We start from the raw sequence: 26,092 nt of genomic DNA, 5'->3' as shown, positions 1-26,092 counted from the left end.
CTGAAAGTTGTGTTCGGACCTCAAGTACCCAGCGTGACTCCGGCCGAGGTGCCCTCGGATGCCTACCTGCTCGACGTGCGCGAGCCCGAGGAGTGGGCGGCCGGCCATGCGCCCGGCGCCCACCACCTGCCGATGATGGAGATCCCGCCGCGAATGGCCGAGGTACCCGACGACGTCGAGGTCGTCGTGGTGTGCCGGTCCGGCGGGCGCTCCGGTCAAGTCGTTTCGTACCTGCTGAACAACGGGTGGGACAACGTGCGCAACCTCGACGGCGGCATGCAGATGTGGGCGGCGGCCGGCCGCGAGATGGTAAGTGAGAACGGGCAACCGGCCCAGGTCCGGTGACCCACAGACCTCTCGTCTTCGCCCATCGCGGAGGCGCGGACGCGCTGCCGGAGCACACGCTCGGGGCCTACCTGCGTGCCCTCGAGGAGGGTGCGGACGGCCTCGAGTGCGACGTGCGGCTCACCCGTGACGGCCATCTGGTCTGCGTGCACGATCGCAACCTCAAGCGCACCAGCAACGGCCGCGGCCTGGTCAGCGGCAAGACCCTGGCCGAGTTGGAGCCGCTGAACTTCGGCTCGTGGCATCCCGGCTACCCGGCCGACGAGGACCTGCCCGACCTGAGCCGGCTGCTCACGCTCGACCGGCTGCTGACCGCGCTGCGTGAGTGCGGGCGACAGGTCCGGCTACTCATCGAGACGAAGCATCCGTCACGGCACGGAGCCGACGTGGAGCGCCGCCTCGTCGAGTTGCTGCGCCGGCACGGTCTCGCCGACGGCCGGCCGGACAACCTCGTACAGGTCACGGTCATGTCCTTCGCCGCCCTCGCCCTGCGCCGGGTCCGGACGCTGGCCCCCGCGATCCCCACGGTCTACCTGCTGGAGATCCTGCCGCCGGGGGTCGGGCGCGGGAAACTGCCGTTCGGCGCGCGCATCGCCGGGCCGGGCGTCGGCCTGGTCCGGGCGAGACCCGGTCTGGTGCCGGCGCTGCGACAGGCCGGCCATCAGGTGTACGTGTGGACCGTCAACGAGCCCGATGAGCTGGAAATGGTGCTGGAACACCAGGTGGACGGCGTGATCAGCGACCGCCCGGGGTTCGTGCTGGAACGCCTCGCGAAAGTGTGAGCTCGACCACGGTACGGTGAATCCGAGCAAGATCCGCGTCTCCGGCTCTGCCGAAAACGAAGGAAGCGAGGCAGACTCGCAGACATGCCGCAGCGTCCCGACTACGCCGCGCTGACCCGGGGTCAGATCGCGGTCCTCGATCGGCTCAACGCCGGCGAGACGGGTCTGCCTGTGGTGCAACGGGTCGTCCATCTCGCCGAAGAGGTGCTGGGCGGCCTCGGGGCCGGCTTCGTCGAATACTCGCCCGGCCACGGCCGGGTGGTGGCCGCGAGCGGCGCGTTCGCCCCCGCGATCGGCCGCCGGGTCGACGGCGGCCCGATCTTCGGTGACCTGCGTGGCGTCTTCGACGTCAAGTGCATGGCCGGCGACGAAGCGGTCGGTTCCCTGCACGTCTACTTCGGCGCCCAGACCCCCGAGCCGAGCCCCGAGCTGCACGCCGTGCTCGAACTGCTCGGCGCCCTCCTGGGCCGGCTCTACGCCACCCAGCGCGGCCTGTCCGCCGACGCCGACCAGGCCCGCCGCCAGGAAAACCGCGACCTGTGGGTGGCGGTGACCAGTCATGAGCTGCGCACCCCGGTGACGGTCATCAAGGGCTATGCCGACACGCTCACCAACCATTGGGACACGCTCGGCGAGAAGGGTCGCCAGGAGGCGGTGCGGGTGGTCGGCACCCGGGCCGGCGAGCTGGCCCGCCTGGTCGACCGGCTGCTGTCGGCGGTCAGCGAGGACGGCGAGATCGGTGGCGGGACGATCGGCCCGTTCGACCTCACCGAGACGCTGCGCGGCGCCGTCGACGAACTGCCGGCCGTCCTGCGGCACCGCATCCGGGTGGACAACCTGCCCCCGGAGCTGCCGAAGGCGTACGGAGATCGCGACTCGATCGCCACCATCCTCACCGAGCTGGCCACCAACGCCGAGAAGAACTCACCGCCGGACAGCCGGATCGAGCTGTGCGCCGCCGCCGACGGGGAGACGCTGCGCTTCCGCCTCTCCGATCGGGGCACCGGCATCAGCCCCGAACACGTCGAACGGGCCTTCGAGCGCTACTGGCAGGCCGAGGGCGGCGAGCGGCGCCCGCATCCCGGCGCGGGCCTGGGCCTCTACCTGGTGCGCCGCCTGGTGGAGCGTCAGCAGGGCTGGGTCTCGCTGCGTCCCCGGCCGGGCGGCGGCACCACCGCCGAGGTCCGCCTGCCGCGCGCCTGAATTTCTCTTCCGGAGCGAAGCGCCTAGGCTGTCTCGCCGTGAGCAAGCGTCGCAACCAACGCCAAACCGCACCCAAGCGTGAGAAGGTGCGCGACATCTTCGTCGCCCGTCCTTTCGAAGGACTCGCGGACGAGACGGAGTGGATCGCCCTCCGTGAGCTGGTCCCGGCCGCCTCGGCGCCGCTGACCCTCAAGCCCGAGATCATCGAGGAGTACGGCGACCGTCCGGTCACGCTGTCGACTGTGCTGCCGATGGCCTGGCCGGCGATGACCCGCACGGACGGCCGGGTGTTCATCGGCCTCCAGCGGCACGTCCAGTCGGGGGACGTCTCCCGCGACCTGTCGGTGGCGATCCTGGCCGCCCTGCGCACCGAGCCCGGCGGCACGGTGTCGGTGCCGGCCCTGCCCGGTGCGGGTCCGCGCCTGCAGGACATCCTGGTCGACGGCCCGCTCGAGATCACCATGCAGGAGGGCTTCGAGTACTGGCTCGACGCCGACCAGGCCGAGGACCCGAACGTGAAGGCGTCCCTCGAACGGGCCAACGCGTCGATCTACCCCACTGTGCGGCTGGCGGCGGCCAAGGCGGCGTACTGGTGCCGGGTGGCCCCGGACAAGGGCCACGTGCGCTGGGTGCTGCCGGAAGCCGAGGACCAGGCGTTGGACGCCCTGGCCCGGCTGTCCGCCGCGGGCGACCTGCTGCTCGCCGAGAACACCAAGTTCGCCGGCATGTTCCGGGCGCACGGCCTGCTCGTGCCGGTGTGGGACATCCCGGGTGAGGCCGAGGGCGCCGACTGGGAGACGCCGGTCGCCGACTTCGCCAAGCGTTACGCCGACACCCTGGCCGAGACCGGTCCGCTCGACGCCGACGCCCGGCGCGCCAAGCAGGGCCTGATCGGCCGCCAGCTGACGTTGCGCTGAGCCCTGCCGACGGAGCGGTTCGAAACAGCCGGGTTGGACCGCTCCGCCGGGTGCCCCGGTATCTGCTCTGGGCTGCACGTCGGTCTACGGCGGCAGCTCGATCCCGATGCGCAGCGCCCCGGCTCGTCGGCGTTCACGGTCGACGGCCGACGCCCTCGCTCGTGGTCTCGGAAGTCACTGTGCGCTGAGCGGAGCGCGCTCGACCGGGCAGCTCATGCACCTCGGGCCGCCACGGCCGCTGCCCAACTCCGAACCGCTGATCCGGACCACCTCGATGCCGGCCCGCTCGAGTTGGGCATTGGTCTCGATGTTGCGCTCGTAGGCCACGCACAGCCGCGGCGCGATCGCGAGGGTGTTGTTTCCGTCGTCCCACTGCTCGCGCTCGGCGGTGACCGGGTCGAGGCCGGTGTCGATCACCCGCAACCGATCGATGCCCATCGCGTCGGCGGCGGCTTCCAGGAACGGGCGCGGGGCCAGGGCGCGCGGCTCACCACCGGCGTCCGATTTGACGGTGTACGCGCGGAGCGTGTCCGCCACGTACGGGTACATCACCACCGCGTCCGTGTCGACCATCGTGCACACGGTGTCGAGGTGCATGGTGGCTCGTTCCTGGGTGATCGGCACCACCAGGATGGTGTGCGCCAGACCCGCCGCGAAGACCCGCCGGGCCAGCCGCTCGGCGCCGGCCGGCGTGGTGCGCTCGCCGACCCCGATGGCCAGCACGTCCGGCGCCAGTACCAGCACGTCGCCGCCCTCGACATGCTCCAGAGCCGGGTCGTAGAGCAGCTCCACTCCGGCGAACCGCGGGTGATAGCGGTAGATCGCCCGGGTGAGCGTGGTCTCGCGCTGCCGGGCCGGCATGGCCAGGCTGGTCACCGCGACCCGGTCGCGCACCCACACCGACGAGTCCCGGGTGAACAGGAGGTTGGGCAACGGATCGATGATGAAGTCGTGCTCGTCCATGAGCTCGTAGACGAGGCCACCCGGGCCCGGCTTCAGCTCCCGGTGGGCGAGCCCGGCCATCAGCACGTCAGCGAGCCGGCGCGGGTCCTGATCGGCGAGGTAGCGGCCGACCGAGTCGCGCAGGGTGTCGCCGAGCCGGCGGTCGTCGAGCACCGCGCCGGTCAGTTCGGCGCGTGCCTCCGCCACCGCGAGCGTCTCGGTGAGCAGGTCGGCGAGGTAGAGCACCTCGACGCCACGATCGCGCAGAGCCTCCGCGAACCGGTCGTGCTCCTCCTGGGCACGACCCACCCAGGGGATGCCGTCGAAAAGCAGTGAGTCGTTGTTTCGCGGGGTCAGCCGGGCCAACTCCGCACCGGGCCGATGGAGCAGGACCGTACGCAGCGGACCGACCTCGCTGTCGACGTAGTTCACCCCGTACTCCTCGCGTTCGCTTGATGACGTTCTGACTAGATCATGAGACATCGGTGCGCGCGAGCGAAGGTGAGGCTAACTTCGTACTTGAAAGCTTTGTGCTCGAAGCTGCCGAACCGGGGAGAGAACGCCGCGATGCACCATCCGCAAGAAAAATTCGTGCGTGAATGCGGCATTCATCCCCACTCACTCCAGCCTCTTTCGCCACGATGTCTTGCCTCCGTACCGGGGCATGCACGTACGGTAGTGAAAAGAGAGCCCGAAGAGACCTTTTGCCGGAGGTCGCAGTGACTGTCTTCCCGCGCCCAGCCCTTCCCGCGCCCTCCACAAAGGCGCTACCTACGCTCGATCGTCCAGTCCCGCCCCCAACCCCCCTCGACCCGGCGGCCCGCCCGTCGCCCGCCGAGTGGGCCCGACGCCGTCGTGCCGAGCGTGACGCCCGCCGACTCGAAGCCGCCGGCGCTCGCGCGCTGACCCGCCTCGATCGACTGGGTCCCAACTGGCACATCGTGGACTGGCCGCGCACCGACGCGCAGGTCTACTCCGAACCCGATCTCGCCGACGACCGTGCCGGATTCCTGGCCATCGGTCCGGGCGGCATCTACGCGGTGACCGTGGCCGACCACGGCCGGGCCCGCGTGCTCATCGCCGGCGACGTCGTGCAGATCAACGGCAAGCGCCCGGCTTACATCGCCGAGGCCCGCCGGGAATCCCGCCGCGCCAGCAAGGCACTCTCCGCCGCGGTCGGCCTGTCCGTGCCGGTCACCCCCGTGCTGACCTTCGTCGGCTCCGGCGTGATCAGCGTGCACGGCCTGCCGAAGGAGGTCCTCGTCTCGACCGACAAGGAGCTCGACCGGCTGCTGATCGCGGGCGGCTCGCGCATCTCGCCGGCCACCGCCAGCAAGCTTTCCGCCGTCGCGCACCACCCCGCTACCTGGGCAAACGCGCCATACCGCCCGGCCGGCGACTACCGGTGGCACCCTGACGGACAAACGGCCGCTGACAAGCGCCCAGCACGCCGGTAACGTTCCTTCCGTGCAGTCGTGAAGTTGACGCCGCGCCCACGCGTGGCGTCAACTTCATGATCCGAAGGAGCGAGGAGGACCGGGTGGGTCACATCGAGCTCTCCCTCTCAGGAGCGTTCGTGCCGCAGGCACGGACACCGGCCGAGGCCGAGTTCGTCACGAGCGTCGACCGTTGGACCTCGACGGTGACCGAGGCCCCCGAGCCGTGCCTGGTGATCGACACCACCACCACGATCCTGGCGCTGTCCGTCTCGTGCAGCGAGCTGTTCGGCCTGGGTAAACCGATCGAAGTGGTCGGGCAGCCCCTCAGCACCGCGATCCGCCTGATCGATTTCACCGCCCTCGCGGCCGCGCTCGACGAGGCCGACGTGGAAAAGATCCCGCCGCTGCTGGCAATCCGCAGCAAGCGCCTGGCCCGTGGATTGCTGCGGGTGGCGCCCATCCCGGGCGAGCCGCCGCTCACCGTCGACGCGATCACCACTCCGCTGCTGCACAACGACGAGGTGGCCGGCTCGCTGACGTTTTTCTCGCCGGTGCGTTGATGTGGCGTTTGCCGCACTGCGAGCGTTGGGCATTGACGAAACAAAACCGTAGTCTGCGTTAATGCTCGATCTAGATCTGCTACCGGAGGAGTACGCGGTGTGTCGGCTTCCGGCCGGCTCGCCGATTCCGGCTTCACTGGCCGCCGGTCCGGACGAAAAGGGCGTCATCTCGCTCAGTTGGGCGCCCGACGAGTTGTCGATCATCTGCCCGGCCGACCGGGTGCCGGACGACGCGACCGCCGACACCGCCTGGCGCTGCCTGCGTGTGGTCGGCCCGCTCGACCTGGCCCTGACCGGGGTGCTGGCCTCCCTGATCGGCCCGCTGGCTGAGGCCCGGGTCAACATCGTCACGTTCTCGACCTACACGACCGACTATCTTCTCGTGCCGGCCGTGCGGCTGAGCGAGGCGGTCGACACCCTCACCGCGGCCGGGCACCGCATCGCTTCCTGAGGCGTGCACGCCTAACATGTGCGCGTGTCCCCCCACACACGCCTCATCCCCCGCATGCTGATCCCCGCCACCTTGGGCCTACTGCTGTTGACCAGCTGCGGGAAGCCGCCGCGGGAACTTCCTTCATCGCCGCCGCTCAATGCGAGCCAGAGTGCGGTGCCGTTGACGCTCCCGCCGTCGCTGGGCTTGCCGCCACTCGGCCAGACACCGCTTCCCGGCCAGACCCTCCTGCCCGGCCAGCCCGCGCCCGGCCAGACCGGTTTTCCCGGGCAGCCTTTCCCCGGGCAGACCGGGCTTCCCGGGCAGCCCGCGTTCCCTGGGGTGCCTGGTCGGACATATCCGACTTATAGGTATCCGACGGTCGCGCCGACAAAGCTCGGGCCCGAGACCGTCTCGCCGACGCCTCGGCCGACGCCGGCACCCCGCTGCACCGGCTCACCCACCAACGTCCAGATCCTCGACCTGCTGAAGAAGCAGGCAGGCGTCCCGAAGGCCACCCTGAAGGTCGTCAACGGACCGTACTGCGCGACCGACTGGTCGTTCAGCGCGGTCGAGGTGTCCGGTTCGAACCCCGATCAGCTCGAGCCGCTGATGGTCGTCACCAGAGGCAAAGACGCCACCCTGGCGATCGTCGCGGCCGGCTCCGAAGTCTGCATCGCGCCGGTGCAGACTTCGGCCCCGCCCGGCATCCGAGTGCTGGCCTGCGGCTTCTGACCGCCGGCCGGGCGGCGCCCCGCTGATGCAGGAACGAGCGGCGCCCGCTGGTAGGCGGGTCGGGAACGGGCGGCGCCTAGAATCGCGGCATGCCCGGAACCCCGCCGACCCGTTTCGTCTACCTCGGTCCCGAGGGCACCTTCACCGAGGCCGCCCTGCGCACCATCCCCGCCGCCGAGCACGGGCTGCGCACGCCGGCACGCAGCGTGCCCGAGGCGCTCGAGGCGGTGCGCAGCGGGGACGCCGACGCCGCGCTGGTCCCGCTGGAGAACTCGGTGGGCGGCGCCATCCCGGTCACCCTGGACGAACTGGCCACCGGCAGCCCACTGATGATCACGCGGGAGGTCGTGCTGCCGGTTGAGTTCGTGCTGGCGGCCCGATCGCTCACGCCGCTCGCCGACATCCGGACGATCGCCGCGCACCCGCAGGCGTCCGCTCAGTGCCGCAACTGGCTGCGCGCGCACACGCCCGACGCGACCGTGATCGACGTGCTGTCCAACGCGGCCGCCGCGATCGCCGCGGCCGCCGGGGAGTTCGACGCGGCCCTGTGCGCGCCGATCGGGGTGCCGCGCAACCGGCTGACCGTGCTGGCCGAGAAGGTCGCCGACCACTCCGACGCGGTCACCCGCTTCGCCCTGCTCACCCGCCCCGGCCCGGCCACCGAGCCGACCGGCGACGACGTCACGTCGCTCGCTCTGTCGATCCGGCACGACCAGGTCGGAGCCCTGCTGTCGGTGCTCACCGAACTCTCGGTGCGCGGCGTCAACCTATCCCGGATCGAGTCGCGGCCCACCGGTGAGCAGCTCGGTACGTACGTCTTCTTCCTCGATTGCACCGGGCACGTGGCCGAGACCAGGATGGGCGAGGCCCTGAAGGGCCTGCGCCGCGTCTGCGCCGAGGTGCGTTTCCTCGGCAGCTATCCGCGGCACAGGCTCACCCCGGAGGAGCCGGTGCCGTCCCCGCCCGGCCTCTCGGACACCGACTTCGCCGACTCGGCGGCCTGGCTGGCACGCCTCCGAGCCGGCGACAGCGCCTAGTTGCCGAGGATGTTGCCCAGCAGGCCGCCACCCTGGCCGGACTGCTGACCGCTGCCGGTGCCGGCAAGACCACCCGGGGGCTCCTCGGAGGGCTGCACGACCACGAAGCCCTGACCGGCGAAGCTCATCGTGAAACGCTCGCCGGTGGAGCGGCCCAGCAGCGTGCCCAGGCCGAGCTGCTCGGCGCGGTGATAGCCGGTCTGCAGGCTCGCCGACCAGCAGATCGCGGCCTGCGGGTCGACGTATGTCGGCTGGTCCACGCTGAGCACCACCGGGGTGCCCTTGGTGGTGACCGCGATCCGGCCGTGCCCGCTGAAGACGCAGTTGAACAGGCCGGCGTTGGACATCATGCCGGCCCCGCCGACCATCTTGATGTCGTAGTTGAGGGTCGACTCGAACGCGAGCACGTTGGCCCCGTTGATGGAGAGGCCGTCGCCCGGCTCGAGGTCGATGAGGTGTACGTCGGCGGCGCGCTCGGCGAGGAAGACGTCACCCGTGCCGCGCACCCGCATCAGCGGCACACCCTCGCCGGTGAGTTTGGATTTGATGAACTTGCCGATGCCGCCGGAACCCAGCGCCTCGAACTGAACGTTGCCCTGGTACGCGACCATCGAGCCCTGGCGAGCCATGAACTCGCCGTTCAGCTCGGCCTTGAGCAGCTTCGAGTTCTGCAGACGCAACCCGGGCTGGGCCGACTCCTTCTCCAGGTTTTCCGCCGAAAAGAGCTCGCTGCGCATGAACGTCCTCCTGTGTGCGATGTGGCACCAGGGTAGGACCCCCCACCAAAAGTGGACTCCTCCGTCAGCCCCAACCCAGCTCATGCAACCGGTGATCATCTATGCCGAAGTGGTGGGCGATCTCGTGCACGACGGTGATCGCGACCTCGTCGATCACGTCGGTCTCGGTGTCGCAGACCCGTAGCGTCGCCAGGCGGTAGATGGTGATGCGGTCGGGCAGCACGCCCGCGTAGTCCCATCCCCGATCGGTGAGCGCCGTCCCCTCGTACAGTCCGAGCAGGTCCTCGCTGCCGTCGGGGGGCGCGTCCTCGACCATGAAGACCACGTTGTTCATCATCGACAGCAGTTCGACGGGCACTTCGTCGAGCGCCTCACCGACGAGTTCTTCGAAGCGCTCGCGACTCATCTCGACCGGCACAGTCCCCATTGTGCCGCGAGCGTGCCGGTGCGGGCTCGGGCCCGCACCGGGCTTTGCTGCTAGGCGAGCTTCGCGGAGAGCGTGATCTCGGTGCCCGGGGCGAGCAGCCGAGAGATCGGGCAGCCCTCCTTGGCGGCCTGGGCGATCTTCTGGAACTCGGAGTCGTCGATGCCGGGCACGGTGCCGACGGTCTCGAGGTCGATCTTGGTGACGCTGAAGCCGGCGTCGGTCTTGTCGAAGTGGAGCTTGGCCACGGTCTCGACCGCGGTGTCGGTGTAACCCGCGTCGGCGAGCGCCTTCGAGAACGCCATCGAGTAGCAGCCGGAGTGCGCGGCGGCGATCAGCTCTTCCGGGTTCGTCCCCTCGCCCTCTTCGAAGCGCGACTTGAACGAGTAGTTCCCCTGGTAGCCACCCTTGCCGGTCTTGATCGTGCCGGAACCCTCGGTGAGGTTCCCATCCCAGCGGGCAGTAGCGGTGCGAATAGGCATGCCCAAAACGCTAGACCATCCCGCGGGGCCTGGCCGGGCGACCGGGCACGGGCCATCATGGGTCTCATGCCCCCCGAGCGCCCCCCGATCGATCTCGACCCGCCGCCGGCCGAGACGGTGGCCGAGTTCGGCCCGGTGCAGGCACCTCCCACCGGGCGCCGCCGGCAGCTCGCCGACCTCGGTCGCGGCCTGACCACCGACCGGCGGCTGGTGCCGCTCGCCGCGCTGCTCGGCGCCGTCGCCCTGCTCGCATCGCTCGTCTCGGAGTGGCAGGTCACCACCGTCGACGCGGCGGTCTTCGGCTCCGACGGGGACTTCGGGGACCGCCCGGTGCCGACCGACATCTCCGAGCTCGGTGCGCTCGGTGCCGCCTTCCTGGTCGGTGTCTTCCCGCTCGTCGTCGCCGTGGTGCTGACGATCTTCGGGCCGCAAGCCGGGCGCCGCTGGGTGCGGCTCGCCGGGCTCAGCGTGGGCGGCACCCTGTTCGGGCTGCTCTTCGCGCTCATGGTGTCGATCGGCGGGCAGAGCCGGGTGGTGCCCAATCTCTACAGCATGTCGCTCGATCCGGGGCAGATGCACATCGGTTACGGCCGCGGCCTCTGGTGCGCGGCGGCCGGGGTGTTCTTCGCGATGCTGGCGCTTTACTACTCCGACCGGTCCGGCTCCTGGACCTGGCGGCGCCCGGCCACTGACGGCGACGAACAGGTGCCGGTCGACGAGCCGTTCGAGCTCACGGTCGGGCCGGCCAAGCCGTTCACGATGCTGGGCAACGATCACGACACACCCAGCGGTTCGGGACGACAGGGGATATCCGGGTGAAGTCGGTACGGGCGCGCCGGTAGGCTCGCCTCGTGATTGACCTGCGCCTGCTTCGCGAGGACCCCGAGCTGATCCGTGCCAGCCAGCGTCTGCGCGGCGAGTCCACCGACCTGGTGGATGCGCTGCTGCGCGCCGACGAGGAGCGCCGGGCCGCCACGCAACGGTTCGAGGCTCTCCGGGCCGAGCAGAACTCGCTGAGCAAGCAGGTGCCGAGGGCGTCCGGCGACGAGAAGGCGGCGCTGCTGGCTCGCACCAAGGAGCTGGCCGGCGAGGTCAAGGCGGCCGCCGCGGCCACCTCGGCCGCCGACGACACGCTGCGCCAGGCGCAGCTCGCGGTGCCCAACATCGTGCAGGACGGCGTGCCGCCGGGTGGCGAGGACGACTTCGTGGTGCTCCGCGAGGTCGGTGACCGCCCGGTGATCGAGAACCCGAAGGACCACCTCGAGATCGGTGAGGCCCTCAAGGCGATCGACACCGAGCGCGGTGCCAAGGTCTCCGGCTCGCGCTTCTACTTCCTGACCGGGGTCGGCGCCCTGCTCCAACTCGGCATGCTGCAGATGGCGATCAACCAGGCGGTGGAACACGGCTTCACCCCGTCGATCACCCCGAGCATGGTCAAACCGGAGTCGATGGAGGGCACCGGCTTCCTCGGCGCCCATGCCAGCGAGGTCTACCGTCTCGAGGCCGACGACCTCTATCTGGTCGGCACCTCGGAGGTCGCGCTCGCCGCGTACCACGCAAGCGAGATCCTGGATCTCGAAGCCGGACCGATGCGCTATGCCGGCTGGTCGTCGTGCTATCGCCGGGAGGCCGGGTCCTACGGCAAGGACGTGCGCGGAATCCTTCGGGTGCACCAGTTCGACAAGGTCGAGATGTTCTCGTTCTGCAAGCCGGAGCAGGCCGCCGAGGAGCACCAGAAGCTGCTCGCGATGGAGGAGGAGATGCTCGCCAAGGTCGAGATCCCCTACCGCGTGATCGACGTGGCGGCGGGCGACCTCGGTTCGAGCGCGACGCGGAAGTTCGACTGCGAGGCCTGGGTGCCGTCGCAGGAGCGCTACCGCGAGGTCACCTCGACGTCGAACTGCACGACGTTCCAGGCGCGGCGGCTCAACATCCGCTACCGCGACGCCGACGGCAAACCGCAGACCGCGGCCACCCTGAACGGCACGCTCGCGACCACCCGGTGGCTGATTCCGATCCTGGAGAACCACCAGCAGCCGGATGGTTCGGTGCGGGTGCCCAAGGCACTCCAGCCCTACCTCGGTGGTCGCGACGTCTTCGAACCGGCCCGCTAACGGGCAATACATCTGCCCGCTACCAAAAGTCATAGTCGCTGCTAGCTGCGCAGGTGTACCGTTTTCCTTCCGCCCTCCGCGGGGGTCAAGCCCCACCCTCGGAGGTTATCGATGGTCAAGCCTGGACTCCCCAAGCTGATCGCGACGGATCTCGACGGCACACTGGTGCGCAGCGACGACACCGTGTCCGCGTACACCCATGAGGTTCTCGAACGAGTCCGGGCCGCCGGCATTCGGATCGTCGGCGCGACCGGCCGGGGGCCGCGCCTGACGTCGCTCACCCGTAACGACATCCGGGTGGCTGATTTTCTGGTGCTCGCCCAAGGCGGCTGGGTGCTCGACCAGGCCGAGTCGAGCTACCTGCTGCGCTCCCGGCTCGCCGGATCGACGCTGGCCCGGGTGCTGGCCGACCTCGAGGCCGAGGTCGGTGCGCTCTCGGTGCTGGTGGAAGCGCTCGAGCACGACGACTCCCCGCTGTGGGGCGACTACGACCCCACCTGGCGCTATCCCGTGGTGGTCGAGCGGCGCGAGCGAGCCGAATGCCTCGGCGGCGATGTGATCAAGGCGTTCGCCCGGTCGTTCGACTATCACGTCGACGATCTGCTCGAGGTGGCCCGACGCATCGTTCCGCCGCACGTGGCCTCGGTCACCCAGGCCGGCCTCGACTATGTCGAGATCTGCCCGGCCGGCGTCGACAAGGGCACCGGCCTGTCGGTGGTCGCCGAGGCCGTCGGGGTCGACCCGCGCGATGTGCTGGTCTTCGGCGACATGCCTAATGACCTGCCGATGTTCGCCTGGGCCGGGTGGAGCCGGGTGGCGGTCGCCAACGCCCATCCGGCCGTCATGGCGGTGGCCGACGAGGTGACGTTGTCCAACGACGAGGACGGGGTGGCGGTCTATCTCGACAAGTTACTGTCGAGGTGATGGCTCAATACCCTTTCCAGCTTGTCGCCTCGGACATCGACGGCACCCTCATTCGCGACGACGGCACGCTGAGCAAGGACACGCTCGAGGTGATCCGCGCCCTGCCTGTCCCTTTCGTGCTCGTGACCGGCCGTCCGGTCCGCTGGCTCCGGCAGCTCTACGACCAGATGCCGGAACCGGTGCCGGCGGTCTGCGCCAACGGCGCGGTGGTCTACGACCCGCGGACCGATCGCGTGCTGCGCGCCCAGCCGCTCGCCGCCGACATCCTGCTCGACGTGACGAAGCGACTGCGGGAGGCCGTTCCGGACATCACCCTGGCGGTCGAGGTCGACGAGGGCCGGTCGTTCTGGCACGAACAGGCCTGGCCGGTGCGCTGGGCCAAACCGGACCAGACGATCCGGGCCATCGCCACCGCCGAGGAACTCACCTCGGTGCCGGCCGTGAAGCTTCTCGTGCGCTCGGCCAACTACACCGCCGATGAGTTCTACGAGCTGGTCAGCGGCCTGCTCGGAGAGATCGCGACGGTGACCCACTCGTCCAGGAGCGCACTGGTGGAGATCTCGGCGGCCGGGGTGACCAAGGCGGCCGGGCTGGCCTGGCTGTGTTCCCTGTCCGACATCGAGGCGAGCGGGGTGCTGGCCTTCGGCGACATGCCCAACGACATCCCGATGCTGACGTGGGTCGGCCACGGGGTGGCGATGGGTAACGCCCACCCCGCCGTCCGCGCGGTGGCCGACGAGGTGGGTCTCACGAACGAGGAGGACGGCGTGGCGCGTTATCTGCGTGACGCCTTCGACCTCTAGAGATATTGCCCGGTCGGCCCCTCGCCCGGGTTTTGCGGCTGACCCGGCATGCCGGGCAGGCGACCCATCGGAAGCGCCGGGCGGCCACCGCCCGCGCCACCACCGCGCATCTGCTCCAGTTGGAGGCGGGCGGCCATCTGCTGGGCTACCAGAGCGGCCTGGATGCCGTGGAAGAGGCCTTCGAGCCAGCCGACCAGCTGAGCCTGGGCGATGCGCAGCTCGGACTCGCTGGGCGGGGTCTCACCCTCGAACGGCAGCGACAACCGTTCCAGCTCGTCGCGCAGCTCGGGGGCGAGACCGTCCTCGAGCTCGGTGATGGAGCGCTGGTGAATCTCCCGGAGCCGGCCGCGGCTCGCCTCGTCGAGCGGGGCGGTCCGCACCTCCTCGAGCAACTGCTTGATCATGCTGCCGATGCGCATGACCTTGGCGGGCTGCTCGATCAGGTTGCCCGGCTCCTCAGGGGTCAGGGTGCCGTCGGACTCGACCGTGCCCATCGGGCGGCCGTCCGGCCCGACCACGATGACGGAGCCGTCTTCCTGCTTCTCCGCGGTGCGGTTGTCGTCGGTCATGCGATCCATCTTCCCGCACGCGTTCCACGCTCTGCTTCAGGGCCTTAGCTCGGCCACCGCGCACTTCACGCTGCCGCCGCCCCGCTTGAGCTCGGTCAACTCGACGGGCACCGGGTGGTAACCGGCGGCGCGCACCTTTTCGGCCATCGCGGTGGCTTCGGTGTTGAGCACGACGTGACGACCGTCACTTACCAAATTGAGCCCGAACGCCTCGGCGTCGGCCCGGTCGGCGAGCACCGCGTCCGGGAAAAGCTGCGCGAGCACCCGCTGCGAGGAGACCGAGAACGCGTCGGGGTAGTAGGTGACGTTGTGGTCGTCGAGGGCGGCCAGCGCCGTGTCGAGGTGGTAGAAGGCCGGGTCGACCAGCCGGAGGGAGACGACCGGGCGGCCGAGCATTTCCTGGGCCTCGGCATGCGCCTTGGAGTCGGTGCGGAAGCCGTAGCCGGCCAGGATCAGGCCACCATGCGCCTCGGGGAGGTAGGCGAAGTCGCCCTCACCCTCGTTGACGTGCTCGGCCGCCTGGTAGCTCCACTGCGACGTCTCGTAGAAGTCGCGATGCGCCGCGGCCTCGTCGGCGCGCTGCGGATAGCGGAAGCGCGCGCCGTAGACCGTGCCGTCGACCGAGAAGGCGCCGTTGGCCGCGTAGACCATGTCGGGCAGGCCGGCGACCGGGGCGAGCACGTGGACGGTGTGGCCGAGGTCGACAAGGGTCGTACGCAGGAGATCCCACTGCTTGACGGCAAGCGCCGCGTCGACCGGGACGGTGGTGTCCATCCACGGATTGATGGCGTACTCGACCGTGAAGTGCTCCGGCGGACACATCAGATATGTCCGGTTTCGCGGCAAGCGCTCCGTCTGGCTCATGAGGTAAAGCGTAAGTAGGCTTGAGCGTACGAAACAGCGAGAAATCTTGTGTGATGGAGGCGAATCGTTGCAGATGGACGCCGTAGACCAGCGAATCATTGCGTTACTGGTCGCCGATGCGCGAGCGTCGTACGCGGAAATAGGGTCAAAGGTCTCGCTCTCCGCGCCGGCGGTGAAGCGGCGGGTCGATCGTCTCCGCTCGGACGGGGTGATCAAGGGCTTCACCGCCGTGATCGAACCCTCGGCGGTGGGCTGGACGACCGAGGCGTTCGTCGAGCTGTTCTGCACCGGGCGGACCACTCCCGCACAGATCACGGTGGCGACCCGGCGGCACCCCGAGGTGATCGGCGCCTACACGGTGTCCGGGCAGGCCGACGCGCTCGTCCACCTGCGGGCCGCCGACATCGGGCACCTCGAGCAGGCCCTTGAACGGCTGCGGGCCGAATCGTTCGTCACCTCGACCCGCAGCATGATCGTGCTGTCCCGGCTGGTGGAGACTGCGACCGTGGCCCCGGCGCCGGAACCGACCATCTCGGGCTAGCGTCCAACCGGCCATGCGCCGACCGGTTCTGCTTCTCGCCACGCTCCTCACCCTCGGTGGCTGCACCACCGCCGCCACGCCGGGCCCGGCCACGCCGTCGGCCCGACCGCAGCTCGACCTCGTCGCCTTCGACTCCTGCGACAGCCTGCTGACCGAACTGCGGGCGGCGACCCAGCGCACCGTCACGAGCTACGGGCTCACCGCGCCGATGCCGGAGTCCTGGTCGGGCGTCGGGCGGGCCGCCTCCACCCCGCCGCATTCCAGCACCAACGTGCACGAGCCCGGCGTCGACGAACCGGACGTCGTCAAGACCGACGGCCGGCGGATCGTCACGATCGACCGGGGGACGTTGCGGGTGATCGACCCGGCCACCCGGTCGGTGACCGGCAGCGTGGCGCTCGGTTCGCCCGGAGCCGCCCAGCTGCTCCTGTCCGGCGACCACGCGCTGGTGCTGACCGCTGAGCGGACCATGGCGGGCCGGCTCCGCGGCGGGTTGCTGCCGCCCAACGGCAATGTGGACCTGACATTTGTCGATCTGACCGGTGCTCCGAAAGTGCTCAGCCACTATCGGAGCGTGGGGCGGGTGGTGGATGCCCGGCAGACCGGCAACGTTGCCCGGGTGGTGCTCAGCTCCATCCCCCGGATCAACTTCCCGACGACCGCCGCCCGCGACGACGTCCTGCTGCGGGAGAACCGGGCGGCGATCGGCACCGCACCGATCGACGCCTGGCTGCCGTCATGGCAGGTGACCGGCGGCGGGTCGGCCGCCACCGGTCGGCTCGGCTGCGACGACGTGCGGCGGCCCAAGTCGTTCTCCGGGGCGAGCCTGCTCACTCTGCTCACCTTCGACCTGAACGCGCCGGCCCTCGACAGCGGCAACCCGCTGGGTGTGGTCGCCGACGGCGAGATGGTCTACGGGACGCCGTCCACCCTCTACATCGCCAACGACCGAACAGCGGAGCCGGGCACCGAGATCTTCCAGTTCGCCACGCCGCCGACCGGGGGCAAACCGGTCCTCGTCGGCTCCGGAACGGTTCCCGGGACGCTGCTCGACCAATACGCGATGTCCGAGTGGGACGGTCGGCTGCGGGTCGCCACGACCGCGAAGAACGAGTCAGCCGTGCGGGTGCTGGAGAACCACGGCGGCGATCTGGTGCCGGTCGGCGAGGTCGGCGGGCTGGGGGCCGACGAGCAGATCTATGCCGTACGTTTCCTCGGGTCCCGCGCCTACGTGGTGACGTTCCGGCAGACCGATCCGCTCTACAGCCTCGACCTCAGCGACCCGACCGCGCCTCGCGTCACCGGTCAACTGAAGATCACCGGCTATTCGGCGCACCTTCAGCAGGTCGGCGAGGATCGCCTCGTGGGCGTCGGTCAGGAGGCCAGCCCTGATGGCGTACGTCAGGGGATGTCGGTCTCGCTGTTCGATGTCGGCGACGCCACCCCGCGCCGCCTCGATCAACACGTGACGGCGCGGGCGGTGTCCGATGCCGAATTCGATCCGCGTGCGCTGCTGTGGTGGCCCGCGACCAGCCTGCTTGTCCTGCCGGTCAAGGGGTCCCGCGAAGGTGCGACCGGTTTCCGAGTGGAGGGCGACAAGCTGCGGGAAGTCGGCCACCTCGACGGCTACGTGCGGCGCTCGCTGGTGATCGGCGACAACCTGTGGACCCTCGGCGACGGCGGCCTGACCGTCGCCAGCCTGTCCACTCTCGACACGCTGGCGACGGTGCGGTTCCAGAAATAGGTGCCGGTCTAGAGGTACATGCCGGTGCGGTGATCTTCGGTGGGCTGCTTCGACGGCGCGGGTTTGTCGCCTTCGCCGAAGAAGCGCTTGCCGCCGAACTCGCCGTGCAGCCGGTCGTCGAGCTCGTCGGCCAGGCCGGTCATCACCTGCACCGCGAGCATGAGGTGGGTGGCCTGGAAGTTGCGGCCGAAGACCGGGATCGACGCCCACACCGTGTCCTGCGCGATGTAGAGACGGCCGATCGGCATCCGGTTGGTCAGCTCGGACAGCTTGACGTAAAGATCCTCGGTCGGCTCGACCTCGGTGAGGATCGGCGAGAAGACGTCGACCAGCGGCGGATTATCCCGGACCCGGACGAAAACCATCGCCGAGCCGGCCCGGATGCCGATGTCCCCGTCGGTGTCCACCTGAAGCTGGTCGACAGGCGTCTTGGTCATCGTCGCCACAACCGTGCGCACCCGCTCCTCGAGCGGCACGTCGTCGGCCGCGGTGGCGAGCGCCGCCGACAGCCCTTCCTCGTCCAGGTCGTCGAGGTCGTCGAGGTCGAGAACCTCGCCGATGCCCGGCTCGTGCCGCGCGGTGGCCAGCGGCGCCGACTCGATCGGCTCGTCGTTCTCGTCGTGCACGAGATAGACCAGGAACGCCGGGTGCGGCGCACCGTAGACGTCACGCAGGGTGCGGCTGACGATGGTGGCCAGGCTGCTGGCCTTGGCCTGGGTGGAGCTCAGGCCGAACGAGTCGCCCGAACCCGGCAGCACGCCCGGCGGCGACCAGCCCAGAGCCACCAGGTCGGCGACCGTGGCCCGGTCCATGCGGTAGCCCTCGGGCAGTTCCGCGTTGCCGACCGCAAGCGCCTCGACCACCCCGGCGGGCAGCACGCGCAGGCTCACCGAGTAAACGGCGAGCCCGGTGCCCGACGCCGTCGGGTCGAGTGTCACGTCCACGTGCGCGCCCGGAGCGAGTGTCGGCACCAGTGCTGCAAGCGCACTCGCGAACTCGCGCCAGGCCTCGGTCACCTTGGCCCGCAGGTCAGCCGTGCTCGGTTCATCGAGCAGGATGTTGTCGTTCGACTCATCTGCGGCGCTGTCTGCCGTCATGATCCCACCTCCGTCTCCGTCACCTTATCGAGAGACCTCAGGAGGCGGGTTTCGACCACGAGAGCGCAAGCTGAGAAAGCCGATCCGCCACGTCCGCGGGATCCGCGCCGCGCCCCACCGCGACCCCCATGAGGTACGCGGAAACGGGCGCTCCCGGCCGGACGACACCGTGGGCGACGTCGCGAGCCACGTCGAGCACCGCCTTGACCGGCACCTCCGCCGCGTCCAGGCCCAACTCCTCGCTCGCGGCCTCGACCCAGGCCTCCAGCTCGCTCATCGTGGCCCCTTCTCCCGTGCTTCCCCGGCTTGGCGCCAAGGTCGGGTCACCTGGCCCATTCTTCGGCGGTGCGGAGGTCGTCGTCGGTGTCACAGTCGAACCACGGCGGCGGGCCCGGCCGGCGCCAGGACACCTCGGCCACCCGCAGGTATTCCATCAACTCGCGAACCGAGGCCCCGGCCAAACTTCCGCGTTCCTCCTCGAGCCGCGCCACGGCGTCACGCAACGCCGCGGTACGCCACACGCCGCACAGCATCTGCCGCCGGCCCTCGGCGTCGCGGTAGACCGCCCCCTGCATCGGCGCCGACTCGGCGGTCAGCCGCAGCACGTCGATCGCCTCGCCGGTCAACAGCGGAAGATCGGCGGCCAGCAAGGCGGTGAACGTGACGTTCGCGGGCACGAGCGCGAGACCCGCCGCGGTGGCCGCGACCGGGCCGCTGCCGGGCGGCTGCTCCCGGGTGGAGTGCACGGGAACCGGCAGGTCGGGCGGCACCGGGCCGACCACGATCCGCGGATCGGCATCATGCACCGCGGCCAGGACTCGGGTCAGCATGGACTGACCGCCGACGGGCACCATCGGCTTGTCCGCGCCGCCCATCCGCCGTGCCGCGCCACCGGCCAGCACCACCGCCGCAAACCCTCCCACGTACGTACCGTATCCCGAGCGCGTGTCGAGCGTGACCGCGCGCTCACTTCGCGGTCGTGGATCACTATCGGCCGCGCGCTGTTTCCGGCCTCCCGACATCGATGCTCGCGGGCATAGGCTCGACCCATGGCACGTACGTCGACCCGGCGACCGGTCGTGAAGATCAACCTGAACATGGCCGGCGCTCCTCGGCGCGGACCGGACGAACTGGCCGCCGAGGAACCGCTCGAGATCCGGGTGCGCAAGCGGCCGCTCGCCGTCACGATGCGCACGCCCGGACAGGACATCGACCTCACCATCGGCTTCCTCCTCAGCGAAGGGATCATCAGCTCGGCCGAGGACGTGGTGACCGCCCAGCTGTGTGCCGGCACCGACACCCCCAACACGTACAACGTGGTCGACGTGACCCTCGGCGCCGACGTGCCACCGCCGGTCACCGACCCGAGCCGGAACTTCTACACGACGAGTTCCTGCGGTGTCTGCGGCAAAGCGAGCATCGACGCGGTGCGCACCCGCTCGCAGTTCGACGTGTCCGGCGACCCCACCGTCGTGCCCGCCGGCACCCTTGCGGCGCTGCCCGACCTGCTGCGGGCCGCCCAGCGCACCTTCGACCGCACCGGCGGACTGCATGCGGCCGGGCTGTTCACGGCGGCCGGCGAGCTCGTGGTGTTGCGCGAGGACGTGGGCCGGCACAACGCGGTCGACAAAGTGATCGGTTGGGCCGCGCGCGAGGGCCGGTTGCCACTCACCGGTCACCTGCTGCTGGTCTCCGGCCGCGCCAGTTTCGAACTCACCCAGAAGGCTTGGATGGCCGGAATCCCGCTGCTCGCGGCGGTGTCGGCACCGAGCACCCTGGCCGCGGAACTGGCCGACGAGGCCGGGATGACCCTGGTCGGCTTCCTCCGCGGCGCCACGATGAACGTCTACACGGCAACTCACCGCGTAACCGTCTGAGCACTCCGAGTCTTGCCTCCGCGCTGGAGGTTCGCCGGAGTGGCCGTCGATCGGACCGCCTTCGCGCACCTTCACCCGCCGGGCGGCGCCGGCCGCGCCCGCAACCGCTGCCCCGCAACCGTTGCCCGCAACTGGTGCCCGCGACCGGTGCCCGCCGCCGGTCACAGCGATTGGCGGCGGGTGCCGCGACGAATCCGCCGCCCGGCACCGGCCGCCGGCCGACCCCGCTTCTTGTCCTTCGCCCTCGCCTGCTCGGCCTGATTCCTGGCCGATGATGGCTCCGTCCCCGGCGGGTGCAGGGCCACCAGCGCCGTCGGCCCGATTCCGGCGCTCAAGATCCGGTCGAGGGCACCGGCTATCCGATTGCCCGGATTTTCTCGCAGGGCTCGGTCGAGCGCGACACGTGCCAACGCTCCGTCACCGGACTGCCAGGCGGCGAATCCGAGCACACAGGCCGGGCCCGGCGCATAGACCGGGTCGACGAGGCGCAGCACCTCGTTCCACAACCGCATCCGCCACTCCTCCGGGCCGGAGCGCTCCAGGGCATAGTCGAGCACCACCGACTCGACCATCAGGACACCCAGCCAGGCGACCTCCTTGCATGACGGCATTCGGCCCGCACGCGCGACTCGCTCGGCCTCCCGGATCGCCTGCCGTCCGGCTTTACGCACCAGGCGCCCGCCGCGTCCAGCCTCGACGTCCGCCGCGGTCAGGTCGGTGAAGCGGGCTTGGGCTTTCACGGTGGCCTCCGCCATCTCCCGGCGCACGGCACCCTCGGCCGGCGCCACCCGAGCGACCAGCGCCTTCCGGTCGGGCAGCGCCACCAACCCGCGATAGACCGCCTCGGCCGCCAGGTCGGACCGGCACGGCGTGCCGTCGGGCGGGCAGCACGAGGGATCAGCGCACGTGTAGGACCACCAGCGTCCCTCGGTGATCCGGAGTGCCTCGGTGACCCGCACCCCGGTTGGCTCGAGGGCGGCCAGCAGGGCGTGCACCGCCGGGGTCACCGCGGGCGGTGGCCCGTAGCCGAGGACTATCACCTCCGGAGCTCGCTGGAGCGCGATCATCTCGGCCACGTCGTCGAGTGCCTCGGCCGGCGGTGGCAGGTCGTAGCGCATGCCCACGACGACGATCCGCCGGGCGAGGCACAGCACGACGATGCTGTCGGTGGGATGGAAACCGATGACATAGGGCGCGTAAGCGACTGCCTCGGCGGCGGAACGGACGGTGATCGAGCAATCCGGGGTCATGCCGATGAGCTTGGCGTCCCGAGCCGATCAGGGAAGTGCCAAAACGTGAGCCTGTGGACAACGCACCGTTGTCCACAGGCTCCAAAGAATCTTGTGCGACCTACGAGCGGAACTGCATATCGTGCAGTTCCACCCCTTCCCGGTGCCGCTCCTGAGGGTGCCGCCCGAGGTCGAGGGTCAACTCAACAGAGGAAAGCACGTCGTAACCGGCCGCGTGCAGGCTCCGGATGGCATCCACGTTTCGCGAGTCCGGCGAGATCGTCAGGGTGGTCATGTTCCGCTTCTTGGCCTCGTTCGCCACGTGTCTCAGCAGTTTGCGCCCCACACCCTTGTGTCGGTGAGAGACCGTGACGACGATCGGCTCCACCACGCCGACCCGCCCCCGCATGGTCAGCCCGACCAACCCGATCACCCCGTCGTCCGCGTGATCGGCCACCCAGAGCCCGCTCAGATCGAGACGGGTCAGATATTCCTCGAAGCCCTCGCCCCTGTCGTCGGCCGGCTCCCCATACATGCTGTTGTGTTGATTGGTCAGCTCAGACCACAGTCGCCGACCCGCGGAGTGGTCACCCGGACGGTACGAACGCACTGTGACAGGGCTCATGCCGACATTTTGACTCCGATTTCGGGCGTCCGTGAGCCGAAGTGGAAGATAGCCCCGTGGACCAGGCGTACTTACGCGCGCACCCCGAGCATCTCCCGACATTTCTCACTCACCAGCGCATCCGCGAGACGCCGGTGGGGGGCGGCAGCGTCTCCGCCGCGAGCCGCCTGACACTGGACGACGGCACGTCGTTGTTCGCCAAGACCTGGGCTGCCGGCGACCCGCCGACCGGCTTCTTCGAGGCGGAGGCCAACGGTCTGCGCTGGCTGGCCGAGGCCGGCGCGGCCACCCCCGAACTGCTGGTGGTTCTTCCCCAGATGATCGCTCTGGACTGGATCGATTCAGCGCCCGCCACCGCGACCGCCGCCGAACGCCTCGGCCGCGCCCTGGCCGCGCTGCACGGCGCCCCGGCCGAGGCATTCGGCGCTCCGTGGCCGGGCTACATCGGCCCGCTACCCATGGACAACACCCCACACCCGGGCCCGTGGCCGGCCTGGTTCGCCGAGCGCCGGCTCTGGCCCTACCTGAAGTCGTCGGCCGCCAACGGCGCCCTGTCCCCGTCCGACACAGCGGTCGTCGACCAGGTCCTCGACAGGCTGGCCGACATGACCGAGGACGTGACGCCAAGTCGCACCCATGGCGACCTCTGGCCCGGCAACATCCTGTGGTCCACCGGCGACCGGGCCTATCTGATCGACCCCGCGGCCCACGGCGGTCACCCGGAGACCGATCTGGCCAATCTCCATCTGTTCGGCGGCGCCGCACATCTCGACCGCATCCTGTCGGCATATCTGGAGGTCCGCCCCCTGGCCGACGGGTGGCATGCCCGGATTCCCCTGCACCAACTTCATCTGCTGCTGGTGCACGCGGCGGCCTTCGGCGGCGCCTACCAGAACGCGGTGGTCACGGCCGCGACCAAGGCGCTGCGCGCGTTCTGACGCGGGTCAGACCGGCTTGTTCGCCTCGATCAGGAAGCGCTGGGAGTGAGCGACGAACGGGCCGTGCTCGCTGATCTGTGTATGCAGGGCCGCCAACCGGTCGGAATAGGCGGCGACCGTGAAGTCCGGGACGGTCCAGATGACCTTGCGGAGAAAAACGATCACGGCCGCTACGTCGAAGAACTCCATCCGTAGCGCCTCGGAGCGCAGGTCCACCACGGTCAGGCCGGCCTCGATCGCGGCGATGCGTGCGCGCTCAGGATCGCGGACCGGGCTAACCGGTTGCGAGCCCATCATGAAGTCGGTCAGTTCACGCACTGAGCCGGCTCCGACCTGCTGCGAGAAATAGGTGCCGCCGGGTGCTAGCACCCGGGCCACCTCGCTCCAGCGGGACGTGGCCGGGTGGCGGCTGACGACCAGATCGAACGAGCCGTCCTCGAAGGGAAGGTCGTCGTTCTCGTCGACCTCCACCACGCGACCGCTTAACGCGGCGAGTCGTTCCCGGGCCAGCGCCGCGTTGGGTGACCAGCCCTCGGTGGCCACCAGTGTCGGCGGAGCCCCGGGTATGCCGGCGAGCACCTCACCCCCGCCGGTCTGCAGGTCGAGCGCCCGACCGGCGCGGGCCATCCGGTCACCCATCAGCCGCGCGTAGCCCCACGAGGGCCGCTGCTCGGTGGCACGTCCCGCGAACCAGGAGAAGTCCCACCCTTCGACGGGAACGCTCTGGCCTTCGGCGACGAGTTCCGCAAACGACTTCACGGCCCGACCCTTGCAGTCCGCTCGCCGCCGATCAACCGCATTCCGCTCCGCCAACTGTCGAGGTCGAACTGGAATCCGGCGTCTGTTCTGGCGACAACGGCCAAGGGCGCGTCGTTGACGGGTTCTCGCACTTGCCAGGCCGCTTGGGGAATCTTCGCCGCAGGTGCCCGCGTGGATCGGGGAAGCGGGCCGCAACCGGCTCCACCGGTGGAATCATCGCCCGGCCCGGCGTTGCCCAAAGCACTGCTTCGCCAGCGGCAGTCGGCTATGTCAGCCGCTAGATTCGTAGTCATGAGAGAAGCGGGACGGTCTCGGACGGTGGGTGCCGTCTGTGCTTGAGCTCGCAGATCGATTCGGGCGCGTGGCCAGGGATCTTCGGGTCTCGCTCACCGATCGGTGCAATCTCCGCTGCACTTACTGCATGCCCGAGGAAGGGCTCGCCTGGTTACCGCGCGAGGAGCAGCTCACCGACGACGAGGTGCGCCGGCTCATTCGGATCGGGGTCTCGATGCTCGGGATCACCGAAGTGCGATTCACCGGCGGGGAACCCCTGCTCAGACGCGGGCTGCTCGACATAGTGCGGGACGCCGCTTCGCTCACACCGCGGCCTCAGCTGATGCTGACGTCGAACGGGATCGGGCTGGAGCGGCTGGCCGTGCCCTTGCGCGAGGCGGGGCTCGACCGGATCAACGTTTCGCTGGACACCCTGGACCCCGAGCGCTTCCAGGCACTCACGCGACGCGATCGGTTCGCTGACGTCATGCTCGGTCTGACCGCGGCCAACGCGGCCGGACTGACGCCCGTGAAGATCAATACGGTGCTCATGCGGGGCATCAACGACGACGAGGCGCCGGCACTGATGCGTTTCGCGCTGGCCAACGGCTACCAACTGCGATTCATCGAGCAGATGCCGCTCGACGCGCAGCACCGGTGGGACAGGCACACGATGGTGACCGCCGACGAGATCCTGGCGGCGCTGCAGGAATTCGATCTTCAGCCTGACTCGGTTTCACGTGGAACAGCGCCGGCCGAGACCTGGTTGGTGCCCGGCCATCTGGATGCCGCCGGGAACCCCGCCCGAGTAGGCGTGATCGGCAGCGTGACCAGACCATTCTGCGGAGATTGCGACCGTACTCGGCTGACCGCGGACGGACAGGTCCGCAACTGCCTGTTCGCGACCGACGAGAGCGATCTGCGCAAACTTCTTCGTGCCGGAGCGTCCGACGACCAGATCGCCGAGGCATGGGTGATCGCCATGCGGGGAAAGCGGGCCGGCCACGGCATCGACGATCCCAGCTTCCTGCAGCCCGCCCGCCCGATGTCCGCGATCGGAGGGTGACATGTCCTCGAGCTTGACCGTCCGCTACTTCGCCGGTGCCCGAGCTGCCGCCAACGGTGTCTCCGCCGAGCCGGCCGAGGCGACGTCACTCGACGAGCTGACCCAGTTGCTGTCCGACCGCCACGGCGAGCGGCTCGCCATGGTGTTGAAGTCGGCGAGCTTCCTGGTGGACGGCTTGACCTGCCACGACCGTCGCGCCCCGCTACCAACCGGCGCAACGATCGACGTGCTGCCGCCGTTCGCGGGCGGCTGACACCGCGGCCGACTGGCCCCACCCCGGCTGACTGGCGACCGCGGTCGGCTCACACTGCGCCCGACTGACCACCATGAGGCCGCGTTCCCTTACAGCTTCAGCGCGACGCTTCGCACGGTGACGACGAGGTGCGGGGTTACCGCAGGTGCGGGCGGGGGCCGGTGCACTACGCGAGGCGGCCACCAGCACCGGTAGCGAACTGGGGTCGAGGCAACGCGGCAGGTAGGGCGTGGGTCCAGGGCGAAGATCGGTTCCCAGGGCCGGGGGCAGAGGCCAAGGCGCGAGGTCGGCGGAACCAAGGTCAGCCCGGTGAGGCCGCCGCTGGGGCACACGACTGGGGCGCAGGGTGATGAGCACGCTGCGGGTGCGCACTGCTGGAGGTG

General features: G+C 69.8%; 31 protein-coding genes. 19 read left to right on the top strand and 12 right to left on the bottom strand.

The annotated features are described in order from the left end of the window. Nucleotides 1-9 precede the first annotated feature (9 nt). The 4 genes from Afe05nite_RS18660 (at nt 10) to Afe05nite_RS18645 (ending at nt 3,247) form a co-directional block, all read left to right on the top strand. Nucleotides 10-345: a rhodanese-like domain-containing protein gene (locus tag Afe05nite_RS18660; protein WP_203818408.1), complete on the top strand. Its 336-nt coding sequence runs from the start codon at nt 10-12 to the stop codon at nt 343-345. Then, on the top strand, nt 342-1,127 hold the full coding sequence (locus Afe05nite_RS18655; RefSeq protein WP_203818407.1) for a glycerophosphodiester phosphodiesterase: 786 nt from the start codon (nt 342-344) through the stop codon (nt 1,125-1,127). The genes Afe05nite_RS18660 and Afe05nite_RS18655 overlap by 4 nt, the downstream gene beginning before the upstream one ends. A gap of 84 nt (nt 1,128-1,211) precedes the next feature. Next, complete coding sequence (locus tag Afe05nite_RS18650; RefSeq protein WP_203818406.1) at nt 1,212-2,330, top strand: sensor histidine kinase; 1,119 nt, start codon at nt 1,212-1,214, stop codon at nt 2,328-2,330. Between the two features lie 38 nt (nt 2,331-2,368). Next, on the top strand, nt 2,369-3,247 hold the full coding sequence (locus Afe05nite_RS18645; RefSeq protein WP_203818405.1) for a DUF5926 family protein: 879 nt from the start codon (nt 2,369-2,371) through the stop codon (nt 3,245-3,247). Between the two features lie 174 nt (nt 3,248-3,421). Here the strand turns inward: Afe05nite_RS18645 and Afe05nite_RS18640 are convergent, their stop codons facing one another. Further along, nucleotides 3,422-4,621, bottom strand: coding sequence for an arginine deiminase (locus Afe05nite_RS18640; protein WP_239117954.1), 1,200 nt, complete (start codon nt 4,619-4,621; stop codon nt 3,422-3,424). A 287-nt stretch (nt 4,622-4,908) separates the two neighbouring features. On the opposite strand from Afe05nite_RS18640, the gene Afe05nite_RS18635 reads away from it, so the two are divergent. The 5 genes from Afe05nite_RS18635 (at nt 4,909) to pheA (ending at nt 8,390) form a co-directional block, all read left to right on the top strand. Next, nucleotides 4,909-5,646 (top strand): hypothetical protein, encoded by a 738-nt coding sequence (locus Afe05nite_RS18635; protein WP_203818403.1) that lies wholly within the window; start codon nt 4,909-4,911, stop codon nt 5,644-5,646. 83 nt (nt 5,647-5,729) lie between these two features. Then, nucleotides 5,730-6,188, top strand: a complete 459-nt coding sequence (locus tag Afe05nite_RS18630; protein WP_203818545.1) for a hypothetical protein — start codon at nt 5,730-5,732, stop codon at nt 6,186-6,188. Between the two features lie 61 nt (nt 6,189-6,249). Then, nucleotides 6,250-6,639 (top strand): ACT domain-containing protein, encoded by a 390-nt coding sequence (locus Afe05nite_RS18625; protein WP_203818402.1) that lies wholly within the window; start codon nt 6,250-6,252, stop codon nt 6,637-6,639. 24 nt (nt 6,640-6,663) lie between these two features. Then, the gene (locus Afe05nite_RS18620) at nt 6,664-7,353 is read left to right on the top strand and encodes a hypothetical protein (protein WP_203818401.1); all 690 of its coding nucleotides are present in this window, start codon (nt 6,664-6,666) and stop codon (nt 7,351-7,353) included. Nucleotides 7,354-7,442: 89 nt separating this feature from the next. Further along, nucleotides 7,443-8,390 (top strand): prephenate dehydratase, encoded by a 948-nt coding sequence (gene pheA / locus Afe05nite_RS18615; protein ID WP_203818400.1) that lies wholly within the window; start codon nt 7,443-7,445, stop codon nt 8,388-8,390. Here the strand turns inward: pheA and Afe05nite_RS18610 are convergent. The 3 genes from Afe05nite_RS18610 to Afe05nite_RS18600 all read right to left on the bottom strand — a co-directional run bounded on the left by Afe05nite_RS18610 (nt 8,387) and on the right by Afe05nite_RS18600 (nt 10,033). Next, nucleotides 8,387-9,127 (bottom strand): AIM24 family protein, encoded by a 741-nt coding sequence (locus Afe05nite_RS18610; RefSeq protein ID WP_203818399.1) that lies wholly within the window; start codon nt 9,125-9,127, stop codon nt 8,387-8,389. The genes pheA and Afe05nite_RS18610 overlap by 4 nt on opposite strands. A 64-nt stretch (nt 9,128-9,191) precedes the next feature. Next, nucleotides 9,192-9,554: a metallopeptidase family protein gene (locus Afe05nite_RS18605; RefSeq protein WP_203818398.1), complete on the bottom strand. Its 363-nt coding sequence runs from the start codon at nt 9,552-9,554 to the stop codon at nt 9,192-9,194. 50 nt (nt 9,555-9,604) lie between these two features. After that, a complete protein-coding gene (locus Afe05nite_RS18600; protein WP_203818397.1) occupies nt 9,605-10,033 on the bottom strand; it encodes an OsmC family protein in 429 nt (142 codons plus the stop codon). A 66-nt stretch (nt 10,034-10,099) separates the two neighbouring features. Between Afe05nite_RS18600 and Afe05nite_RS18595 the strand changes: the two genes are divergently transcribed. From Afe05nite_RS18595 to Afe05nite_RS18580, 4 genes are all read left to right on the top strand, one after another. Next, nucleotides 10,100-10,852: a hypothetical protein gene (locus tag Afe05nite_RS18595; RefSeq protein ID WP_203818396.1), complete on the top strand. Its 753-nt coding sequence runs from the start codon at nt 10,100-10,102 to the stop codon at nt 10,850-10,852. Nucleotides 10,853-10,884: 32 nt separating this feature from the next. Next, nucleotides 10,885-12,147: a serine--tRNA ligase gene (gene serS, locus Afe05nite_RS18590; RefSeq protein ID WP_203818395.1), complete on the top strand. Its 1,263-nt coding sequence runs from the start codon at nt 10,885-10,887 to the stop codon at nt 12,145-12,147. Nucleotides 12,148-12,258: 111 nt separating this feature from the next. Then, complete coding sequence (locus Afe05nite_RS18585; RefSeq protein WP_203818394.1) at nt 12,259-13,071, top strand: Cof-type HAD-IIB family hydrolase; 813 nt, start codon at nt 12,259-12,261, stop codon at nt 13,069-13,071. Continuing rightward, nucleotides 13,071-13,874, top strand: a complete 804-nt coding sequence (locus Afe05nite_RS18580; protein ID WP_203818393.1) for an HAD family hydrolase — start codon at nt 13,071-13,073, stop codon at nt 13,872-13,874. The genes Afe05nite_RS18585 and Afe05nite_RS18580 overlap by 1 nt, the downstream gene beginning before the upstream one ends. On the opposite strand, the gene Afe05nite_RS18575 is transcribed toward Afe05nite_RS18580, so the two are convergent. Next, nucleotides 13,871-14,443: a bacterial proteasome activator family protein gene (locus tag Afe05nite_RS18575; RefSeq protein ID WP_203818392.1), complete on the bottom strand. Its 573-nt coding sequence runs from the start codon at nt 14,441-14,443 to the stop codon at nt 13,871-13,873. The genes Afe05nite_RS18580 and Afe05nite_RS18575 overlap by 4 nt on opposite strands. Nucleotides 14,444-14,479: 36 nt before the next feature. Then, entirely contained in the window at nt 14,480-15,307 is an 828-nt protein-coding gene (gene ddaH / locus Afe05nite_RS18570) for a dimethylargininase (RefSeq protein ID WP_203818391.1), read from the bottom strand. Nucleotides 15,308-15,374: 67 nt separating this feature from the next. On the opposite strand from ddaH, the gene Afe05nite_RS18565 reads away from it, so the two are divergent. Together Afe05nite_RS18565 and Afe05nite_RS18560 are read left to right on the top strand one after the other, a co-directional pair. Beyond that, a complete protein-coding gene (locus Afe05nite_RS18565) occupies nt 15,375-15,848 on the top strand; it encodes an Lrp/AsnC family transcriptional regulator (protein WP_203818390.1) in 474 nt (157 codons plus the stop codon). 13 nt (nt 15,849-15,861) lie between these two features. Further along, nucleotides 15,862-17,592 carry a beta-propeller domain-containing protein gene (locus Afe05nite_RS18560; protein WP_203818389.1) on the top strand — a complete coding sequence of 577 codons (1,731 nt, stop codon included), beginning with the start codon at nt 15,862-15,864 and terminating at the stop codon, nt 17,590-17,592. An 8-nt stretch (nt 17,593-17,600) separates the two neighbouring features. Here Afe05nite_RS18560 and Afe05nite_RS18555 read toward each other — a convergent pair whose 3' ends face one another. From Afe05nite_RS18555 to mobA, 3 genes are read right to left on the bottom strand one after another with little or no spacing between them, the layout of a single operon-like run. Next, nucleotides 17,601-18,689 (bottom strand): T3SS (YopN, CesT) and YbjN peptide-binding chaperone 1, encoded by a 1,089-nt coding sequence (locus tag Afe05nite_RS18555; RefSeq protein ID WP_203818388.1) that lies wholly within the window; start codon nt 18,687-18,689, stop codon nt 17,601-17,603. Nucleotides 18,690-18,726: 37 nt separating this feature from the next. Continuing rightward, complete coding sequence (locus tag Afe05nite_RS18550; RefSeq protein ID WP_203818387.1) at nt 18,727-18,966, bottom strand: DUF6457 domain-containing protein; 240 nt, start codon at nt 18,964-18,966, stop codon at nt 18,727-18,729. A gap of 46 nt (nt 18,967-19,012) precedes the next feature. Beyond that, nucleotides 19,013-19,612: a molybdenum cofactor guanylyltransferase gene (mobA, locus tag Afe05nite_RS18545; protein WP_239117953.1), complete on the bottom strand. Its 600-nt coding sequence runs from the start codon at nt 19,610-19,612 to the stop codon at nt 19,013-19,015. Nucleotides 19,613-19,738: 126 nt separating this feature from the next. Between mobA and fdhD the strand changes: the two genes are divergently transcribed. Next, complete coding sequence (fdhD, locus tag Afe05nite_RS18540; protein ID WP_203818386.1) at nt 19,739-20,566, top strand: formate dehydrogenase accessory sulfurtransferase FdhD; 828 nt, start codon at nt 19,739-19,741, stop codon at nt 20,564-20,566. A 161-nt stretch (nt 20,567-20,727) separates the two neighbouring features. Here fdhD and Afe05nite_RS18535 read toward each other — a convergent pair whose 3' ends face one another. Beyond that, nucleotides 20,728-21,816: a DUF4192 domain-containing protein gene (locus Afe05nite_RS18535; protein ID WP_203818385.1), complete on the bottom strand. Its 1,089-nt coding sequence runs from the start codon at nt 21,814-21,816 to the stop codon at nt 20,728-20,730. Between the two features lie 100 nt (nt 21,817-21,916). Further along, the gene (locus Afe05nite_RS18530) at nt 21,917-22,330 is read right to left on the bottom strand and encodes a GNAT family N-acetyltransferase (protein ID WP_239117952.1); all 414 of its coding nucleotides are present in this window, start codon (nt 22,328-22,330) and stop codon (nt 21,917-21,919) included. Between the two features lie 146 nt (nt 22,331-22,476). On the opposite strand from Afe05nite_RS18530, the gene Afe05nite_RS18525 reads away from it, so the two are divergent. Beyond that, nucleotides 22,477-23,358, top strand: coding sequence for a fructosamine kinase family protein (locus tag Afe05nite_RS18525; protein ID WP_203818383.1), 882 nt, complete (start codon nt 22,477-22,479; stop codon nt 23,356-23,358). Nucleotides 23,359-23,364: 6 nt separating this feature from the next. On the opposite strand, the gene Afe05nite_RS18520 is transcribed toward Afe05nite_RS18525, so the two are convergent. After that, the gene (locus tag Afe05nite_RS18520) at nt 23,365-24,117 is read right to left on the bottom strand and encodes a methyltransferase domain-containing protein (protein ID WP_203818382.1); all 753 of its coding nucleotides are present in this window, start codon (nt 24,115-24,117) and stop codon (nt 23,365-23,367) included. 322 nt (nt 24,118-24,439) lie between these two features. Here Afe05nite_RS18520 and moaA point away from each other — a divergent pair, with 322 nt between their 5' ends. Together moaA and Afe05nite_RS18510 are read left to right on the top strand one after the other, a co-directional pair. Next, nucleotides 24,440-25,456, top strand: a complete 1,017-nt coding sequence (moaA, locus tag Afe05nite_RS18515) for a GTP 3',8-cyclase MoaA (RefSeq protein ID WP_203818381.1) — start codon at nt 24,440-24,442, stop codon at nt 25,454-25,456. A gap of 1 nt (nt 25,457) precedes the next feature. Further along, entirely contained in the window at nt 25,458-25,709 is a 252-nt protein-coding gene (locus tag Afe05nite_RS18510; protein ID WP_203818380.1) for a MoaD/ThiS family protein, read from the top strand. The last annotated feature ends 383 nt before the right edge of the window (nt 25,710-26,092 follow it).

It is taken from the genome of Paractinoplanes ferrugineus (genome assembly GCF_016862195.1).
GTDB lineage: Bacteria > Actinomycetota > Actinomycetes > Mycobacteriales > Micromonosporaceae > Actinoplanes > Actinoplanes ferrugineus.
This window is presented reverse-complemented; position numbering and strand designations above follow the sequence as displayed.